At 65.8% G+C, this 15,911-nt stretch carries 17 protein-coding genes; 6 read left to right on the forward strand and 11 right to left on the reverse strand.

What is annotated here, in order from left to right:
- Positions 1-284 precede the first annotated feature (284 nt).
- Both QTI45_RS34110 and QTI45_RS34115 read left to right on the forward strand, forming a co-directional pair.
- On the forward strand, positions 285-830 hold the full coding sequence (locus tag QTI45_RS34110) for a hypothetical protein (RefSeq protein ID WP_286657494.1): 546 nt from the start codon (positions 285-287) through the stop codon (positions 828-830).
- Positions 831-861: 31 nt separating this feature from the next.
- Entirely contained in the window at positions 862-1,896 is a 1,035-nt protein-coding gene (locus QTI45_RS34115) for a relaxase/mobilization nuclease domain-containing protein (protein ID WP_286657495.1), read from the forward strand.
- Between the two features lie 537 nt (positions 1,897-2,433).
- On the opposite strand, the gene rbp is transcribed toward QTI45_RS34115, so the two are convergent.
- From rbp to QTI45_RS34130, 4 genes are all read right to left on the reverse strand, one after another.
- On the reverse strand, positions 2,434-2,784 hold the full coding sequence (gene rbp / locus QTI45_RS34120; protein WP_286657496.1) for an RNA-binding regulator: 351 nt from the start codon (positions 2,782-2,784) through the stop codon (positions 2,434-2,436).
- Between the two features lie 120 nt (positions 2,785-2,904).
- Positions 2,905-3,114, reverse strand: coding sequence for a hypothetical protein (locus QTI45_RS35465; RefSeq protein WP_353621380.1), 210 nt, complete (start codon positions 3,112-3,114; stop codon positions 2,905-2,907).
- Positions 3,115-3,681: 567 nt separating this feature from the next.
- Positions 3,682-4,332: a chemotaxis protein CheB gene (locus QTI45_RS34125; protein ID WP_286657497.1), complete on the reverse strand. Its 651-nt coding sequence runs from the start codon at positions 4,330-4,332 to the stop codon at positions 3,682-3,684.
- 487 nt (positions 4,333-4,819) lie between these two features.
- A complete protein-coding gene (locus QTI45_RS34130) occupies positions 4,820-5,089 on the reverse strand; it encodes a hypothetical protein (RefSeq protein WP_286373657.1) in 270 nt (89 codons plus the stop codon).
- Positions 5,090-5,880: 791 nt separating this feature from the next.
- Between QTI45_RS34130 and QTI45_RS34135 the strand changes: the two genes are divergently transcribed.
- The 4 genes from QTI45_RS34135 to QTI45_RS34150 all read left to right on the forward strand — a co-directional run bounded on the left by QTI45_RS34135 (position 5,881) and on the right by QTI45_RS34150 (position 9,433).
- Complete coding sequence (locus tag QTI45_RS34135) at positions 5,881-6,420, forward strand: DUF1003 domain-containing protein (protein ID WP_286657498.1); 540 nt, start codon at positions 5,881-5,883, stop codon at positions 6,418-6,420.
- 413 nt (positions 6,421-6,833) lie between these two features.
- On the forward strand, positions 6,834-8,585 hold the full coding sequence (locus tag QTI45_RS34140; RefSeq protein ID WP_286657499.1) for an alkaline phosphatase D family protein: 1,752 nt from the start codon (positions 6,834-6,836) through the stop codon (positions 8,583-8,585).
- A gap of 72 nt (positions 8,586-8,657) precedes the next feature.
- Positions 8,658-8,939 carry a hypothetical protein gene (locus tag QTI45_RS34145; protein ID WP_286373654.1) on the forward strand — a complete coding sequence of 94 codons (282 nt, stop codon included), beginning with the start codon at positions 8,658-8,660 and terminating at the stop codon, positions 8,937-8,939.
- A gap of 89 nt (positions 8,940-9,028) precedes the next feature.
- On the forward strand, positions 9,029-9,433 hold the full coding sequence (locus tag QTI45_RS34150) for a DUF3597 domain-containing protein (protein WP_286373653.1): 405 nt from the start codon (positions 9,029-9,031) through the stop codon (positions 9,431-9,433).
- A 389-nt stretch (positions 9,434-9,822) separates the two neighbouring features.
- On the opposite strand, the gene QTI45_RS34155 is transcribed toward QTI45_RS34150, so the two are convergent.
- The 7 genes from QTI45_RS34155 to QTI45_RS34185 all read right to left on the reverse strand — a co-directional run bounded on the left by QTI45_RS34155 (position 9,823) and on the right by QTI45_RS34185 (position 15,910).
- Positions 9,823-10,281, reverse strand: a complete 459-nt coding sequence (locus QTI45_RS34155) for a hypothetical protein (RefSeq protein ID WP_286373652.1) — start codon at positions 10,279-10,281, stop codon at positions 9,823-9,825.
- Positions 10,282-10,799: 518 nt separating this feature from the next.
- Positions 10,800-11,492 (reverse strand): Crp/Fnr family transcriptional regulator, encoded by a 693-nt coding sequence (locus tag QTI45_RS34160; RefSeq protein ID WP_286657500.1) that lies wholly within the window; start codon positions 11,490-11,492, stop codon positions 10,800-10,802.
- A gap of 185 nt (positions 11,493-11,677) precedes the next feature.
- Positions 11,678-12,799, reverse strand: a complete 1,122-nt coding sequence (locus QTI45_RS34165) for a zeta toxin family protein (RefSeq protein ID WP_286657501.1) — start codon at positions 12,797-12,799, stop codon at positions 11,678-11,680.
- Complete coding sequence (locus QTI45_RS34170) at positions 12,796-13,269, reverse strand: hypothetical protein (protein ID WP_286657502.1); 474 nt, start codon at positions 13,267-13,269, stop codon at positions 12,796-12,798. Before QTI45_RS34170 ends, QTI45_RS34165 begins: the two co-directional genes overlap by 4 nt.
- Before the next feature lie 95 nt (positions 13,270-13,364).
- Entirely contained in the window at positions 13,365-14,066 is a 702-nt protein-coding gene (locus QTI45_RS34175; RefSeq protein ID WP_286657503.1) for a TraX family protein, read from the reverse strand.
- A 40-nt stretch (positions 14,067-14,106) separates the two neighbouring features.
- Positions 14,107-14,616 (reverse strand): phospholipase D family nuclease, encoded by a 510-nt coding sequence (locus QTI45_RS34180; protein ID WP_286657504.1) that lies wholly within the window; start codon positions 14,614-14,616, stop codon positions 14,107-14,109.
- Positions 14,617-14,719: 103 nt separating this feature from the next.
- Complete coding sequence (locus QTI45_RS34185) at positions 14,720-15,910, reverse strand: LPD7 domain-containing protein (RefSeq protein ID WP_286657505.1); 1,191 nt, start codon at positions 15,908-15,910, stop codon at positions 14,720-14,722.
- Position 15,911 lies beyond the last annotated feature (1 nt).

Below are 15,911 nucleotides of genomic sequence, written 5' to 3' on the forward strand. Positions count from 1 at the left end.
GTGACTTGCTGGCGCCAACCTCCAGCTGTTCGGCATGTCGAACAGCAGAAGAAATGGGGGCAGGCGCTTGGACTGCGTGCCTCTCTGTCCGGGTGGCTGCATTCGACACGCTCTCCATGTTCGGCATGCCGAACATTGCGTCGCGTCCACCGGTGAAGGGGAGGATTGCAGCGCAGAAAGGACGACGCACCGGCGGTGTTCGTCATGCCGAACGCTGAGTCCTTGAATCGCTTTGAGGGCAGGATAGACTGGCGTCAGACATTGTTAACGCCCCATCGTCCACCATGCCCGCTCCGGCCCGTTCCGCAGTCATCGGTACTCGAAGCTCGCGCGACACGAAGGCTCGGTTTGCCGCCCTGGCGGCGCGTCGCGGACTCACCGAATCGGCGCTGTTGGCCTTGGTCATCGACGAGGTCATTGGCAGCAACTCGGACGACGCTTTACCTACTTTGGGCCGAAGCGCAGAGGCGGGTTGCGCCACTGAGCGCGTCACGCTGCGCTTGCGTCCCGGCGACCGTGCGTTGGCCGACTTGCGCGCCGCGGGCCGTCGCATGAGGACCGCGAGCTACTTGTCGATGCTTGTACGCAGCCATGTCCGTGCCGCCCCGGTGATGCCTCCCGGCGAGCTCGAGGAGTTGAGATGCGCAGCCGGCCTTCTGGCGGCGCTGCTTCGCCAGCTGAGGACCATCGACACCTCGGGAAGGCCTGGGTTGACGACGATCGAATCGGATTTGCTGATCGACATCGGGCACGCCGTCGAAAGCGCTCGCGATGCCGTCGCGGCCGTTGTTCGCGCGAACCTCAGGAGCTGGGAGACCGGCCATGCCTAGGCGCATGGTGGCCCTGCCGCGCACGTCGGGGATGGAGCTCGACATCGTCAGCTACGGCCGACGCGGGCCGGGCGCACCCACTGTGTTCAACGTCGAGCAGATCGAGCAAGTGAAGCGAACCGTCGGTCACTCGCCCGAGGTCATGGTCAAAGTGTCGGGCGGCGCGCGCGAAGCTGGAGGCGCCCGAGCGCATCTGCAGTACCTCGATCGACACGGGAAGCTCGAGATCGAGACCGATGAGGGGGTTGTGCTGCGCGGCCGGGGCGTTGCGGAAGGTCTCATTGCCGATTGGCAACTCGATCTGTGTCGGAGCCAGTACCGGCCAAAGCCCATGGCGGGCAGAGACACGCGGGCCAAGCTGGTGCACAACCTTGTGTTGTCGATGCCTGCAGGCACGCCCCCACAGAAGGTGCTTCAGGCGGCTCGCATGTTTGCGCGCGAGAACTTCGCATTGCAGTACCGCTATGCCATGGTCCTGCACACCGACCAGGCCCATCCCCATGTGCATCTGGTCGTGAAATGCGAGCATGAGTTCGAGCCGGGGAGACGCCTGTATGTGCGCAAGGAGACGCTGCGCCGCTGGCGGGAGCAGTTCGCGACGCTGCTGCGCGAAGAGGGCGTGGCTGCCAATGCGACGCCGCGTCAACTGCGCGGCGCCAGGAAGAGTTTGAAGGATCCGATCCACCACCGCCTGCGGGCGCTGCGGTTCGCGGCTTCGGAGGTGAATGATGGCAACGCCGCACACGTCGCTGCGCCAAGGGAATCCAGCTTCATGCGTGCGCGTCTTTCGCGCATCGCCAAGGACCTCCCGGCAGGAACCGTCGCAGAAGACCAGGGACAGTCGAGGCTGACGGCGACCCATGTCGAGGTCGTGAACGGTTGGCGAGGTGTGGCACAAACCCTACGGACGCAAGGGATCACGGCGCTCGCGAGCCAAGTGGAGCACTTTGTCCTGCGGCTGCCTCGGCCCGTGACCGACCGCATCCATTTGCAGGCGGGCTTGCTGGCCCACCTCCAGACGCAGCGGCGTGCCGCGGCGCAGAGTCGCAACGCGCGAAGTCGGTGAGGCTCTTGGCGATGAGGCTTCCAGTGCGGCGGAGCCCGTCCATTCGCCACGCCTCAGCCGTCTCGGCGGGTTCACGTCGTGCTTCCGAGTCCAGGGGGCACTTAGAGCGCTGCGTCGCGCCAGACCTGAAGCCAAGGCGCGTGCAGTAAATTGCAGTGGGGGTCGAACTGCCGGCTCGGGCTGCCCGGCGCGTGAGGCACAAGCCAGAGGGCGTGAGCGTAAGCCAGAGAACCGTGCAATCGAAGCTACAGCAGTCACGACGAGGCTAGGAACACTCAAACATTGGTCCTGCTCGTCTCGGATTGAGAAGAGCGAGGGCCCGTGAGTCGCGAGCGATACGCGGAAGTGGGATAGGGCGTGTCGTCCAAGTTTGCTAGCCCGCACAACCAGTTGCTCCGGCTGGCGAGCATTCCTCGCGTGCCGCGGTACAGGCCGCGTCCCGGCCATGATGGCACACCATGGTGAACGAGTCACCCTGCGAACGGGACGAAAAAAAACCGGCCCAGGGGAGCCGGCTTTTCAGAGGAGTTACTGGGCTCAGTAACGACCACCGCCGTAACCACCAGTGCCATAGCCAACATCCGAGCGCTTGGCGGCACTGTAGCCGGCCGGGCTGTAGCCACCCGAGCCGCTACTCTCTTCGCGGGGCCGAGCCAGGTTGACGACAATCGAGCGTCCATCGACGGACATCCCGTTCAGGCCGGTGATGGCGGCTTGGGCGACTTCGGCAGACGCCATTTCGACAAAGCCGAAGCCCTTGGAGCGGCCGGTCTCACGGTCCATCATGACTTTGGCTGAAGAGACCCTGCCAAACTCGGCAAAGTTGCTTTCCAGGCTGGAATCGGTCACGGAATAGGGCAGGTTGCCCACGTAGATTTTCTTGCTCATGGAAAGAGCCTTTCTGAATGAAGATACGCAACGTAGGTCGCGCCGTTGGAACACGCGTGTGCGGATCGGAACTCCGCAGCAACTGGCACGGGGGTGAGTGGGATCTGCGGCAGCAGATCGTCAGCACGCAGGGGGGTGTGCCATGCACGTTTGCAGCCAGCCCTGGGTGACTGCAAACAGCCGGGCGGCTTCGCGCGAGGCAAAGGCTTTGTCGAAACGGAATACTCGGCAGTAGCTGCCGTTACCCTGGGAGCGCTGGACCGAGAAGGAGGCGCGAAAGCGGCCGCAGTCGGTCTGGTGTGTCGCGGGCGAGACGACATATTTGCCCATGGAAATGGCGATGTTAGGAATCTAATTCATTCAGGATCGCAGGCTTGCATCAACCTGCGCTGAGCATCTAAGAACTCGATTGGCTGCAGCTCCACAGACCAATAGGGCGACAAAGTCGCAAACGCGGCCTGCGTGGGGCATCTTCGCCTCTGCAGGCGTTGCGGTAACTGACGACAGGTCGCCGTGACTGCAACAAGACGTATTATATCATCGCCCTGCATTAAGAGTCAGCCATTATTCGGCTTGGTTCTAAGTCGCCGATTTCGGATGCGCCACGGGATGCGGATCGTGCGCGAAGCTCGAAAACATCTCCGCTCCCAGAACCCGGTCGTGCCGGCGCATTCGTGGCCGGCCACGGAGGCCAGGCGCAGCAGTCCCCAGCGACGAGGACTCAAAGGGGCACACCCCACCCGGGCGCGGGCCCGTTTTGCAGACCATCCCTCGCCGTCGCGTACGGTCCAATCAGACAAGGTCAATCGGAGCTCGAATCGGCAACAAGCTAAGTGGGAGTGTGGTGCCGCTTAATTCAGATCGCGTCGAGTTCCTGCGCTGTGCCGTCGTCCTCCGTCACCTTCTGGGCGGCAATTCGCCCGCTGCCAGTCGCACAAGCAGCGGCGCCATTTGTTCAAGCTTGATGCAATAGGCGGGGTGATCTCCGCGGATCACGCTCAACGGCATCTCGGCGTCAACCGACTCATCGGGATCCTGGACCACACAAACACCACCCGCAGCTTCGATCGCGGTGGACCCGCTCGTTCCATCGTGGGAGTCGCCGGTCAGGACGACGCCGATCAGACGCTTGCCGTAGACACCCGCGGCCGTCTTGAACAGCGCGTCCACCGACGGCCCGGCGTCGGAGAGTGACGCGCAGGCTTCGAGCGCAATGATTCCAGGCTGCGCAACCCGCAGGTGATGGCCCAGAGGGGCCAGCACGATGCGCCCCCGAAGGACCGAAGCGCCGTGTTTTGCATAGCCGACCGGCAATGGTGAATAGTTGCCGAGTATCTGCAGCACCGACGACGCCGGCTGAGAGGCGATGTCCAGTGAGATGAGGATCGCGGCCTCGAACCCCCGCGGTAGCCCGCTGGCGACCTTGCAGAGCGCGGTCAAACCACCCAGCGCCGCGCCGATCACGATGACGTCGCGTGGCTCGCGCAGCAGGTTCGCGGCAATCGTGGAGCGCGACCATGCCTCAACAGCGAGCTGGGTGGGGGTCATGTGGCAGGCGGTGCCAAAAATTCGGCCGAGGGAACCTTGGGAGCACTCTGCGCGTCACCTGCTTGACTGGCGATGTCATTGCGCAGCGCTTTATCCAATTGAGCGTTTTCGTGCTTCAGCCGCCTGCCGGCCATCCATACGACCGCGGGGGCGAACATGCATTCACCCATCGACCTCCCGCTGAGGCACGAACGCACGAGTATCTGGGCTGCGACATTCGAAGTGGTCATAGGCTTTCCCCGCTGGAAACAGGGTGGCTTAACCATATCGCGCACGCGCTGGGCGCTCTGTGCGGCGGCGAACAAAGCGCTCAAAGAACTTGTGCTGCTTGCCAACTTGTCGGCCTTGGTGGATTCGAGCAGGTACCGTCGCCTTTGCGGTCATCCTCTGATGTCTATCGGCTGACGTCGGGGCGTCGGGAGGGACCGCATCGGAGCTGCAGCAGGCGCGGTTGCGGCTGTCCGCGAAGCGCGCGCGGCAGACTAGACTACTTCTCCTTGGCTGGGGTGACCGAGACCTTGGGGACCTCGATCACCTTCTCCTCTGTCGTCACCGTTGGGACGGTCACGGTCTTTTCCTCCTTGGTCACCTTGACGTCGGGGGTCGTCACGTCGTACTTGGGCAGCGTCACGTCTCCCGCTTGCGTTTTCTCGTACTTCGGCACCGTGATATTTCCTTCGGCCGTCTTCTTGACGTCGCACGCGGCAAGCGTCAGGGTCGTGCTGATGGCAATGGCGAGGGATGCAATGGCTTTCATGGAGTGTCCTCAGAGTTGTTCCGGGCCATTCTGGAACGCACGGAACGCTGGGATGTAAGACCGGACCGCGACGCCACGGAGGCGTGTGGACTATGTGCGCTGTCGGCTGTCAAACCTCAAGACTGGGTGATCGGCGACTCGAACTCGGCGGGCCAGGGGTGCTCACCACCCCGGCGACCGGTCGTGCGATGGCCTTGATTTGGCTGCAGGGAAATGATCCCGGTGTGCTCGTTCGTCCATAGGGGTGGCCACCTTCACCGAGCAGCAGACGGGGCCGCCGTGCCAGATTCTCTCAAGCGGCGGCGGCGAAGAAGAATCGCGAGACCATTGCACGGCCCGGACTTGGGCCGATTGCACGCCTTGCCCTGCAGTACCCATCATGGAACGCCGCATGCCGACCGGCCAGGCATGGACTCGGCGCTATCGGCCGCTGCCGCTGTGCGCTGGCACCGCCCAGCGCCGTGAGGGACGCCATCGCCACGACATCGCCGCCGCGGGCGAGAAGGGCCCGGCTCACGCGCGTTGGCATCAGGACGTTGGCATCAGCAATTTGCCTGTGCATGGACGCGGTAGCTTCCTACGATCCGCGGGCGGCGCGGGCCTGAGCATCCGGGCGAGATCCAATGGAAGTCCACGATGCCTGCCCCCTGCGCGACGACTCCTGCGTTCGGCCTGTTCGCCGACCCGAGGCTCATGGCCTGCGCCGGATGCTTCCAACGTGTCGAACCAGTCGGTCGCAAGCCGGCGCTGCAGCCTCCCTGGCGGGATCCAGGTATTGATTGGACCGACACATGACCCGCCCTCAGACCCACCGAGCGGCGGGCAGCACTCCTTCCATCGAAGCGCTCACCGAGCACAACATCGAGTCCATCCTCTGTCTGGAGGACAGCGAACGCGCCACCAAACCGAGGTTGTACCGTGTGGTATCCACCATCGCCGCGTTTTGCGGCACGGTGACGTTTCTCTGGCTCAATCTGGCGGTGTTTGCCGTCTGGATCGCGCTCAATGAAGGCCTCTTCCAGTTCGACCCGTACCCGTTCACCTTCTTGCTGTTTTTGGTCTCCCTGGAAGCGATCTTCCTGTCCACCCTGATCCTCATCAGTCAGAACATGGCGGCGCAGGAGAATGAGCGCCGCCATCACCTGGACCTTCAGATCAACTTGCTGAACGAGCGGGAGATGACCGCGCTTTTGCGCCTCGTCACCCAGGTCGCCACCAAGCTCGGCGTCGAGAGTGACGCACAGCGTGAGGTTCGTGCGCTCACCGAGGACACCGATCCAAGCGCCGTGCTGCATCAGATCGTGCGTGCGGAAAGTGCGCACGATCGTTAGGACGAGGGCTGCGTTGTCCGTTGCGCGCTACGGGTCCGGCTACCCGTATTCGTTGGCCGAAATTGGAGCATCGATGCCCTTCGTATGAAGACCGAAGTGGCGAACGCGTGCTTCACCAGACGCTGGCCAAGAGCAATCTCGAACGGCGGCTTCGCGCGACCTGCGTCGAACACCGCCGGCATCACTGCGGAGCACTGGTCGCGCTCGTTTCCGCGGTCTTTTGGGCGTCGGACGGGATGGCGCGCCTTTGTGTCGCGGCGCAACAAGATGAGTCTCAATGTAAGCATTTGTCCCACTGGGCACATCGAGGGGGACCTACGCCCATCGTGGTGCTCGCGGCCTCCAATTTGCTCGCCCGGGCGCTGATGAGAGCCACAGTTTTGCGGTCCTCCCCTCTGGGCAAGGAGCAATAGATGAAGAAAGCCAACGGTCCTGACGCCACGCCTCGGGCACATTCCACCAGCGCTGCGGAGCCCTCGCGCAGATCATTCGTGAGGGGCGCAATCCTCTACGCGATGTGCGTCGGCTCAGGCGTCAGCGTGGTCGGATGCGGCGGTGGCGGTGGCGGTGGCGGCGGAGGCGTTGGCGGAGCGGTGGGTGGCGCCCCGCCACAGAGCAGTGCGACGACCTTGTTTGCCCACGGTGTAGGGAGCGGCGATCCCCTCGCCGATCGTGTCATCCTGTGGACGCGAGTCACGACGCCCAGCCCCGGCGTGCTGAACCTGACCTGGGAAGTTGCGAGCGATGAGAACATGGGCGCCGTCGTGGCGCGTGGCACGACCAGCACGGGTCCCGAGCAGGACCACACCGTCAAGGTCGATGCGACCGGGTTGCAGGCAGCCAGCGTCTACTACTACCGCTTCTACGTTGGCGCGGAAGCCTCGCCCGTCGGACGCACGAAAACCCTGCCCGTGGGCAACGTGTCGCAGGTGCGACTGGGGGTGGTGTCCTGCTCCAATTTTCCCGCCGGCTATTTCAACGTTTGCGCAGAGCTGTCGAAGCGCACGGACGTCGACGTCGTGCTGCACTTGGGCGACTACATCTACGAGTACGGCGCGCTGGGCTACGCCGCGCAGCTGGCGTTTGCGATCGATCGCGAGTCCAAGCCGTCGCGCGAGATCCTGACACTCGCCGAGTACCGTGAACGCCATGCCCAGAACCGGGCGGACCCCGACCTGATGGCGATGCACGCGAAGATGCCGGTCATCGCGGTCTGGGATGACCACGACGTCGCGGACAACGCATGGTCCGGCGGCGCACAGAACCATGATTCAGAAAGCGAGGGCAGCTTTGCGGCGCGGCGTTTGGCGGCCATGCAGGCCTATCGAGAATGGCTTCCCATCCGGCCGCCCGACCTCAGCGATCCCCAGAAGATCTACCGCTCGTTCGATTTCGGCACGCTCGCCTCGCTCCATATGCTCGATACGCGTTTGATCGGTCGGGACGAACAGGTCAGCCTCGACAGCTATCTCGCCGGCGGCGCCGCGAGTGCGAGCCGTCAGCTCCTCGGCAGTGAGCAAACGTCATGGCTGACGGGGCGATTGAAGACCTCCCGTGCCACCTGGCAGGTGCTCGGCCAGCAGGTGCTGATGGCGCGCATGGAGATTCCCCAGAGCATCGCCAGCGCGTTCACGCCAGAGACGCTCGGTGAATTCCTTCTTGCGCAGTCGACGCCCGAGCCCTTGCGCAACGACACTCAGCGCGCCTTGCTGGCTCAGCGCCATGTCCCGTACAACCTCGACGCATGGGACGGCTACCCCGCCGCGCGCGAAACGGTGCTCGCCGCCGCCCGCTCGCTCGGGAGGAACCTCGTGTCCCTCGCGGGCGATACGCACAACGCCTGGGCCAGCAACCTGACCGACGACAGCGGACAGCGCGTCGGCGTGGAGTTCGCGACAGCCTCGATCAGTTCTCCGGGCTTTGAGCGATTGCTGCCGCTGATCTCCAACACCATCCTGTCCGATGCCTTCCCGAAGATGGTGAAGGACCTGCGCTATGCGGAGACGAGCAACCGAGGCTATCTGGTCGTCACGCTGACGCCGGCCGAAGTCCGGGGCGACTGGATGGAAGTCAGCACGGTCTTCAGCCGGTCCTACACGGCCCGCATTGCGATGAGCCTGCGAGCCCTGCCAGGGGTGGGAAACCTGGAGGTGTCGCCGGCGTAACCCTCGGTGGCGCCGCCGCTGGACCAGCGCTACCGAAACGACCGCCGTTCAACTGACTTGGAAGGATCGCGAATGTTCGAGAGATACCAAGCCAAGATCGAGGAATACTGCAAAGCGGCTGGCATCGAGATTCCCATCGGGTTCGGCCGGCACGCGACGGAGCGCTATGCGGCCATCGATCTCGAGTGCCAGCCACCCAAGCTGGTTGCGGCAACCTGGTCCAATGAAGCAGAGGCGGTGCGGTACCTGGTGAATCTCGCGCCCGATCGCAAGACCCGAATCCTTGACTTCAAGGAGCGTCGCGAGCTGACGTTCAACGGCAAGACCAGTTTGCTGAAGGGCGACTCCTTCTGAGACGATGGCCAAGAGGCGCACGACGGCGCGCCGTCCGACATCGATGCCGTGGTCCTGAGCGCACGGTAGCTCTATTTAAGGAGCGACTCATGGGCATTCTCAGCAATATTCTCGGCAAGATCTTCCCCTCATCTCACGCAGCGAATCCGCCCGCTGCGGGCAACTCGGTGCCGTCCCCCGGCGCGTCGGCCGGTCTCGCCCCGACAGCAGCCCCCGTCGCGGGACCCGCTATGACCGAAGTGGATGTGGAGGCCATGCTGAATGGCTTGGCGGCCAAATCGAGCGAAAAGCTCAACTGGAAAACCTCCATCGTCGACCTGATGAAACTGCTTGGCTTGGACAGCTCGCTCGGCGCCAGGAAGGAACTCGCGCAAGAGCTTCACTACACCGGCGACACGAACGATTCCGCAGCCATGAACGTGTGGCTTCACCGGCAGGTGATGACGAAGGTGGCGGCGAACGGGGGCAAGGTGCCTGCGGACCTCAAGGACTGACGCAACGCGGGCGGGCCGTCGGCGCGGTCCCGCGCCACCTTTCCTGCCTCGCTGATGCAGCAAGGAACAACCGAAGAACGAAGGGGTGCTGGTTCGGCACCAATTGTCCAGACCCTCTGAAGAATTCGGTCGCATGAATCGCGCGCTAGAGCGAACGACGCGTGCCCACCTCCACACAAGGTCGCGATGTCCAGAAGCCGCGGGTGAGGTTATGCTGCAGAGATGAGGAGACATTGGGACAAAGTCATCTTCGTCTTGTCCTGCCTGGTCGTCTTGGCGTGGGCAGCGCTGATCTATGCTTTTGCCATCGCCGACTGACGCGCGTGGCGAAGATGTCGGTCCCTTCGTCCTCTCCGGCGGCGGCTGGCAGACCGTCGGGACCCGTCCAGTCAGCGCGCGGTACGCGCTCTGGCCCGGAATTTCCCGTGCAGCTTGTCCAGCGCGCGGGCACAGATGGCGTGCCACTCCTTCGCGTCGAGGCAGGTCAGTGACGTCCAGTCGATCCGCCCGGCCTGCCCGGGATGGTGGGCGAACCCGAAAAACTGCCCTTTCGCCCTCGTGAGGCCCTTGCTCCTCGCCAGCCCGACGCCGTGGCTCAGCAGGTTGGTGTCACGCCACGGCCTCGAGTTCAGTAGCAGCCCGAACTCCTCGAGGTGGCCGGCCGCGTGATGCACGCCCCCCTCCAGGACGTCGAGCTGTTCTACGTGGCCCTCGGGCCGCTTGAAGAACAAGTGGCCGAAGGTGGAAGCGCCCACCGGAGTGACCTTTCCCACGATGCTCTTGGGCCACATGTCGACCAGCGGCTCCATATCGAAGTGGGTGGCATCGATGAACAGATCCGTGGACAAGGGGAATTTCATACCTGAGGGGCAAAGCTGACGGCGCGTGAAGTTCTCATTTGTAGAACTAAAGTTCTGTAGGACAAGGCGCCGCGCATTTGTGCGAGGTCCTAGCGCGTGGCGAGTCGGGCGCCTTCTCTTTCGCCGCGATCCTCGCCGCGCCAGCGCGTCGGGTCGGAGTATCTCCCTTGTTTGCTTTGATGCGGCGAACGCAGGCGCGCGCCGTGATCTCGCCCCGGAACCTCTCGCAGGTGGCATCCGGAACCCAATACCTCTTCCATCTTTCATGTGCGCACCACATGGCTCAACGCTTTGAGCTGCGGTGATCGAAGGCGAATGGCGCATGATTGAATGCGCTCAGCCCTCTTTGACACCTCCCGCGCTGCGCACGCCAGATGCGACCCAGGAGATCGACGCGGACGAGCGAGCGGCATTTTGGCCTTGCATCGACGGCTGTGGACCTTTGCCCGATCAACGCGGGCGGCGCATGGTTCCACCGTTGCCGGAACGGATCCCGGTCGCCGGTCTCATGTTCTTCGGTGCGGCGGCCCCTGGGCGCCTTGGCGGCCCAGAGGGTCCTGATGCTGCACAGCCACACTCGGGTCGATCGCTTTGCGATGCGGGGCGGCCCCTGGCGCTGGCGTCCATTGCCTTGCGTCTCGCATCAACCGCTCCGCCACGAGTTCGAGGAAGAAGAAGCCGAAGCGGGGATTCTGGAAATACATCTGTCGTACCTCATCGTAGGTCACCACCAGGAGCGATCCTGCCTGCTCGCAGACGACAGTCTGTGTGCGCCTGTGGTCCTTGGTGATCAGGCCCAGTTCACCGATGACTTCGCCTCGTTCCAGCGCCACGTCGGCCTCCACCGCACGAAATCGTCCGCTCAACACGAACAGGACCTCCGCGGCAGCGTCGCCCTGGTGGAACAGCGTCTGTCCAGCCGGAACGGCTTTGCGGCGCGAGAATGGCTTGAGCCACTCCATCGACAGTCGGATGCCGGAGATTTCCTTGATCTGACGGGTCAGCTGGAGCAACTGCCGCAGGCGCCACAGGTTCAAGGGGAGCAAAGCCAGGTGAAGCAGCAGCACCGGATGGATGCTGCCCAAGGCACCGTAGGTGATGAACGCCAGATTGGACACGATCCCCACCATGCGAAGGTGCAGCATTGTCTTCATCGAGAAGGTCGTCAGCGTCATCAGCGCGCCGAGGTAGCCGAACATCTCTATCCATTGCATGCCAGGACCTCCGTGTCAGTCACGCCCCGTTGAGGGACTCGCGGGGATGGATTTTCACCCTCCGCGCCAGCGCCAGCGGCCGCGGGTCCGCGGCGGTCCCTGTGAATCAACCCCGGAGGAGCCCTCGGGTCACAGCCCGGAGTGCCGCCATGGCCCAGGTCCGGCGCACGCTAGTGCGAGGGGGGATCCGTCTGCCTTTCTCTCGCCGCAATCCGCGCCATGTCGCCGCGTTCGATGCGCTGCGCGATGTTCTCCCGCGCATGGAGCACGAGGCCCATCGCTTCGTACTCCTGGTACTTCTCCGATTCGCGCATCGCCAGCCCCAGGGATTGCACGGCCCGGGCGTGATGCGGAAATTCCCGCTCGAACTCGTTGCGTTCCATGGTCCGGAAGGCCGCGGCCTCGCGCGCCCATTGCAGCATCTGGGCGGCCGCGGGCAGCGCCTCGCATTGCGCCACGGCCTGATCCCGCCACCGCAGTACCTCGCTCGCCACGTCGCGAGGCACCGCCGCATCCTGGACCAACCGGCGCACCAGGGTCTCCCAGCGCATCGCGGTCTGCACGAGATCCTTGGGCGATCGGCTGCGGACCCGCTCCATGTCGAGCGCGGCCCGGGCGCGCGCGGTGCGCGCCCACCCGCCTGCGGTCAATCGGTTCTCGTAGAACTGCGCGCACTGGGCGTCGATGATGCGCAGGCCGTCCACGGCACGGCGGTCCTCCAGTTGGCCCAGCACGAGGCGCACGTTGGCCAGCGCGGCATCGTGCGCCAGCGCGGACACGAAGGGCGTCGGCAGGCCGCACGAGCGCCGACGGTCATAGAGCGCCGCCAGCCGGAGACGGCTCAGCTCGGGCAGGGTGCTGACGAACACGGCCTGCACCGTGTAGGCGTCCTTGCGCAGCGCGAAGGCCATTCTTGGCATTGATTGGGCATCTTCCAGCTCGTCCTCGATGACCGCGTGCACGCGCTGCTGCCGGGTGTCGTCGACCGCGCGGCCCAGCCAGTGGAGGATGTCGGGCTGGATGCCCGGGATCTCGAAGCCGGCGGACGCACGGTTGGCCGGATGGTAGGCGGCCAGGCGAGACGGCGAGACATGGATGGCCGGGCCGGCGGTCTTGCGCAGTTCACGCCGCAGCAGCGCCGCGGCCACCGGCACGCCGGCGCCGGGTTGCCCGGCCACGAACATCGCGACCGGCGCGGTCGACGCGGCGACGCCCGCGAAAAGGTCGGGGCGGACTCTGCATTCATACAGATGGTCGCGCTCGGAGGCGGAGAGTCGCAGACCTTGCGTCATGCGTCGGACCCGGACGGGGCGGGGGGCACAGAGGGGCCGAATCTTGTCAAGACGTCCTGCACCTCGGCGGCGTTGCTCGGATCAAAGTCGGTCAGCAGCCGGCCGACGGCCTCGCGCTGGTCGCGCAACCGGGCCAGCCGCAGGTCATCGGGGACTGCCAAGGCGAGGCCCTCGTCGAGCGAGGTTGTCAGCTCGGCGATCGTCCGGTGCAGCAACGCCAGCGCGAGCTCGGCGTCCAGCGCGACTTGGAGCGGGTCCCAGTAGCGAACTTCGTAGGTGGCGAGGGGCTCGGCGACCTGTCGCGGCGAAGCGCCTGCGTCCAGGTCGAGCGAGAACGTCCCTGCGCGAACCGACCGGGTCAGGAACATGCGCAGCACGTCCGGCAGTTCCATGCCGATCTCGGCCGCCATCCGATAGGCGTCCTTCGCTATCGCGGGGTCGATTCGGAAGCGGATGATCGGGCTGTCCATGGCGACGCGAGTTATAGCAGGACGCGGCGGGACGATGCGATGTGGCCACGGGGATGCCGCGGACCTGGCGCCGCCCTGAACGCCGGCCGGCGAGCTCAGCCCAGCTGGCCCGCCCACCAGATCAGGCTCAGGTGGGCGGGATAGAAGGCATAGAAGACCCAGCGGTGACGCCTCACGGGCAGCGCCACCCGGCTGGCGGCCCAGATGAGCGGCAGGCAGGCGAGCGACGCCAGGTTGCCGTTCACCAGCCCGAGCGATGCGATCGCGGCCGCCCACACACCCAGCCTGGTGAGGGTCGGCCGGCGGCAGAAGGCCCAGGCCCCGAGGCAGCTCAGCAGGCCGAACCACCAGAACTCCACGAGCGCGCCCGCGAGGATGAAGACGCTCACCGCCGCGAGGGTGCGGAGCCGGCCCCCGCGCTCGATCAGCTGCACGAGGCCGGTTGCCACCAGCAAGGTCCAGAGGATGTTCAGCGGCCACCAGCCCACGAGCGACACGCCGGCGGGCATCGCCAGCGCGCCGAAGGCGAGCAGCCGCCCCATCGTCCGGCGGTGCACGCCCGCCGACCCGCCGCCGGGGCGCGCGAGGTTGTACATCAGCACGAAGCCGAACAGGGGCATCACGAGCCGGCCGAGATCGAAGAAGAGGGCGAAGCGCTGGTCCAGCAGGAACTTGTTGACGTGGTCCAGCGTCATCAAGACCAGGCCGAGCCACTTCAGGGCCTCGAGGCTGCCGTCGGCGACCACGAAGGGGTGGGTCGGCGGATGGGCACGGGTCGATGCGCTGCCGGTCAGCATGCTCGCTCTCCAACGCTCACATCAAGCTCCGCATCCGGATTCAGTAGTTCGGGGGCAGGTCGGTGCCCTCGTTCCAAAGGCGTTGCCACTCGGCCGCATACCGCGCCGCGATGGCCGGTGCGTTCCGAAGCACCAGCACGTTCTCGGCGTTGCGCCCGCCCGCGGAAGCGGTGTAATTGAAGCTGCCGGTCTGGACGGTGGTGCCGTCGACCACCATGAACTTGTTGTGCTGGAGCGCATAACGTGCATTGAGTCGGACGGGCACCCGCGCATTGGCCAGAAACTGCGCGGCTGAATAGGCAGTGGCTGCTTCGCCCGCATCGACGACGACAAGCACCTTCACGCCGCCGCGCGCGGCGTCCCGCAGGGCGACCGCGATCGGGCGGCTCGTCAAGGCATAGGCGGCCACCACGACGGAGGTGCGGGCGCCCCGGATCGTCTCGAGCACGAGCGGGAGGGCCTGTCCCGGCGTGAAGGCGACCACGGCCTGGGCCTGCGGGCTCGGCGCTCGCTCGGTCCCGACCAGCGGCGCGCTGTCGGCCGACGTCATTGTCATCGCCAGCGCACCAGCGAGCGCGAGCCACTCGATGGCGCGCCTGCTGCGACGCGAAGGGGCCCGGGGGGCGGTCATGGCGGGGCCGCACGCAGCCACTTCATTCACGTCCGAGTTCCGGGTCGCGCGGCCGAGGACCCGCGCGGCTGCGTGTGTGCGCCGGCGCATGGGTTGCCTGCGGCACACGGGGCGTGGGCACGCCAATGCGCTCGCCTCGCTCCAGGGCGTCGGCCAGCCGGTAACGGATCGCCTCGACCACCCGCTGTTGATCGTCGGCGCGTGGGGTCAACCGACGCGCGAACTGCTGGGCCAGTCTCAGGCTCACCAGCGCGCCCGCGAGGTCCGGGTATTGCGCCAGCAGTGCGCTCGGGGCCAGGTGGCCCTGGCGCAGTCCTTCGGCCTTGCGTCCCAGCGCTTCGACGAACGCCGTCTTCTCGATGCTCCAGCCCATGCGCTGTGCGGTCTTCCTCGTCTCGCCGACCAGTTCGCCGGCCTCGTTGCGCTGCGCGACCCGCACGGTGACGGCGCGGGCGCCGCGCTGCCTCAGGCTCACCGCGTCGCCGACCTGCACGCCCGAACGTGATTCGGCCAGGGCGCGTTCGAGGTCCGCGCCCCAGAAGGTGCGCTCTCCGGCCGGGGTCCGCACCCGTGCGTAGTACGACATGCGCTCGCCCGGATCGAAGTGGTAGGGCGCTGCCGCGTGGGCGAGCAGCTCGCCGACGACGGGCGGGCGAAGGCCGTCGCGTGTCGGTCGCGCCGCGCGGGGGGTCGCCGCGGCTTCGACGGTGGGTTGATCCGCCGGGCCCGCGCCCCGTCCGGCGCCTCGCTCCGTGTCGGGGCCCGGGTGGTCGGTTCGGGCCGAGCGCCGGGCCCGGGCCCACTGCAGTTGCTGGCGCTCGAGTTCGCTCGGCGCGTAGCCCCGCGCCTCGATGCCCTGCAAGCCGGCTTCGTGCCAGACCGCGCGGCGGAACGCCTCGGTCCCTTTGAGTTGCACAGCCCGCCACCCCCGCGCCTGCATGATCGCCACCACGCTGTGGACCACCTCGAGGTTGTGCGTGCGCACCTTCAAGCGCGTGCCCTGGTCGATGAAGGCCAGCGTGCGATCGGGAAAGAAGTAGCGATCGTCGATGCGCAGGAAGCGCCGCGCAACGCCGTCCGGCACGATGCGGTTCGACGCGGCGCCCGGGTTCGGGGGCTGCTCGGCGGCCTCGCCCGCCACGCTGTCCGCTGGGACGGCGTCGTTGGGATGGGCGCCTGGCAGGGGCGCGGGGTCACGCGGGTCGTGGGCCATG

The organism is Variovorax saccharolyticus (genome assembly GCF_030316765.1).
Taxonomy (GTDB): Bacteria; Pseudomonadota; Gammaproteobacteria; order Burkholderiales; family Burkholderiaceae_C; genus Variovorax; species Variovorax saccharolyticus.

Excerpts from the sequence above, each read along its gene's own strand:
- QTI45_RS34140 (WP_286657499.1), top strand. The coding sequence starts at position 6,834 with ATGAAGAAAGCCAACGGTCCTGACGCCACGCCTCGGGCACATTCCACC.
- QTI45_RS34150 (WP_286373653.1), top strand. The coding sequence starts at position 9,029 with ATGGGCATTCTCAGCAATATTCTCGGCAAGATCTTCCCCTCATCTCAC.
- QTI45_RS34115 (WP_286657495.1), top strand. The coding sequence starts at position 862 with ATGGAGCTCGACATCGTCAGCTACGGCCGACGCGGGCCGGGCGCACCC.
- QTI45_RS34130 (WP_286373657.1), bottom strand. The coding sequence starts at position 5,089 with ATGAAAGCCATTGCATCCCTCGCCATTGCCATCAGCACGACCCTGACG.
- QTI45_RS34165 (WP_286657501.1), bottom strand. The coding sequence starts at position 12,799 with ATGACGCAAGGTCTGCGACTCTCCGCCTCCGAGCGCGACCATCTGTAT.
- QTI45_RS34135 (WP_286657498.1), top strand. The coding sequence starts at position 5,881 with ATGACCCGCCCTCAGACCCACCGAGCGGCGGGCAGCACTCCTTCCATC.
- QTI45_RS34185 (WP_286657505.1), bottom strand. The coding sequence starts at position 15,910 with ATGGCCCACGACCCGCGTGACCCCGCGCCCCTGCCAGGCGCCCATCCC.
- QTI45_RS34125 (WP_286657497.1), bottom strand. The coding sequence starts at position 4,332 with ATGACCCCCACCCAGCTCGCTGTTGAGGCATGGTCGCGCTCCACGATT.
- rbp (WP_286657496.1), bottom strand. The coding sequence starts at position 2,784 with ATGAGCAAGAAAATCTACGTGGGCAACCTGCCCTATTCCGTGACCGAT.
- QTI45_RS34160 (WP_286657500.1), bottom strand. The coding sequence starts at position 11,492 with ATGTTCGGCTACCTCGGCGCGCTGATGACGCTGACGACCTTCTCGATG.
- QTI45_RS34180 (WP_286657504.1), bottom strand. The coding sequence starts at position 14,616 with ATGACGTCGGCCGACAGCGCGCCGCTGGTCGGGACCGAGCGAGCGCCG.
- QTI45_RS35465 (WP_353621380.1), bottom strand. The coding sequence starts at position 3,114 with ATGGGCAAATATGTCGTCTCGCCCGCGACACACCAGACCGACTGCGGC.
- QTI45_RS34170 (WP_286657502.1), bottom strand. The coding sequence starts at position 13,269 with ATGGACAGCCCGATCATCCGCTTCCGAATCGACCCCGCGATAGCGAAG.
- QTI45_RS34175 (WP_286657503.1), bottom strand. The coding sequence starts at position 14,066 with ATGCTGACCGGCAGCGCATCGACCCGTGCCCATCCGCCGACCCACCCC.
- QTI45_RS34145 (WP_286373654.1), top strand. The coding sequence starts at position 8,658 with ATGTTCGAGAGATACCAAGCCAAGATCGAGGAATACTGCAAAGCGGCT.
- QTI45_RS34110 (WP_286657494.1), top strand. The coding sequence starts at position 285 with ATGCCCGCTCCGGCCCGTTCCGCAGTCATCGGTACTCGAAGCTCGCGC.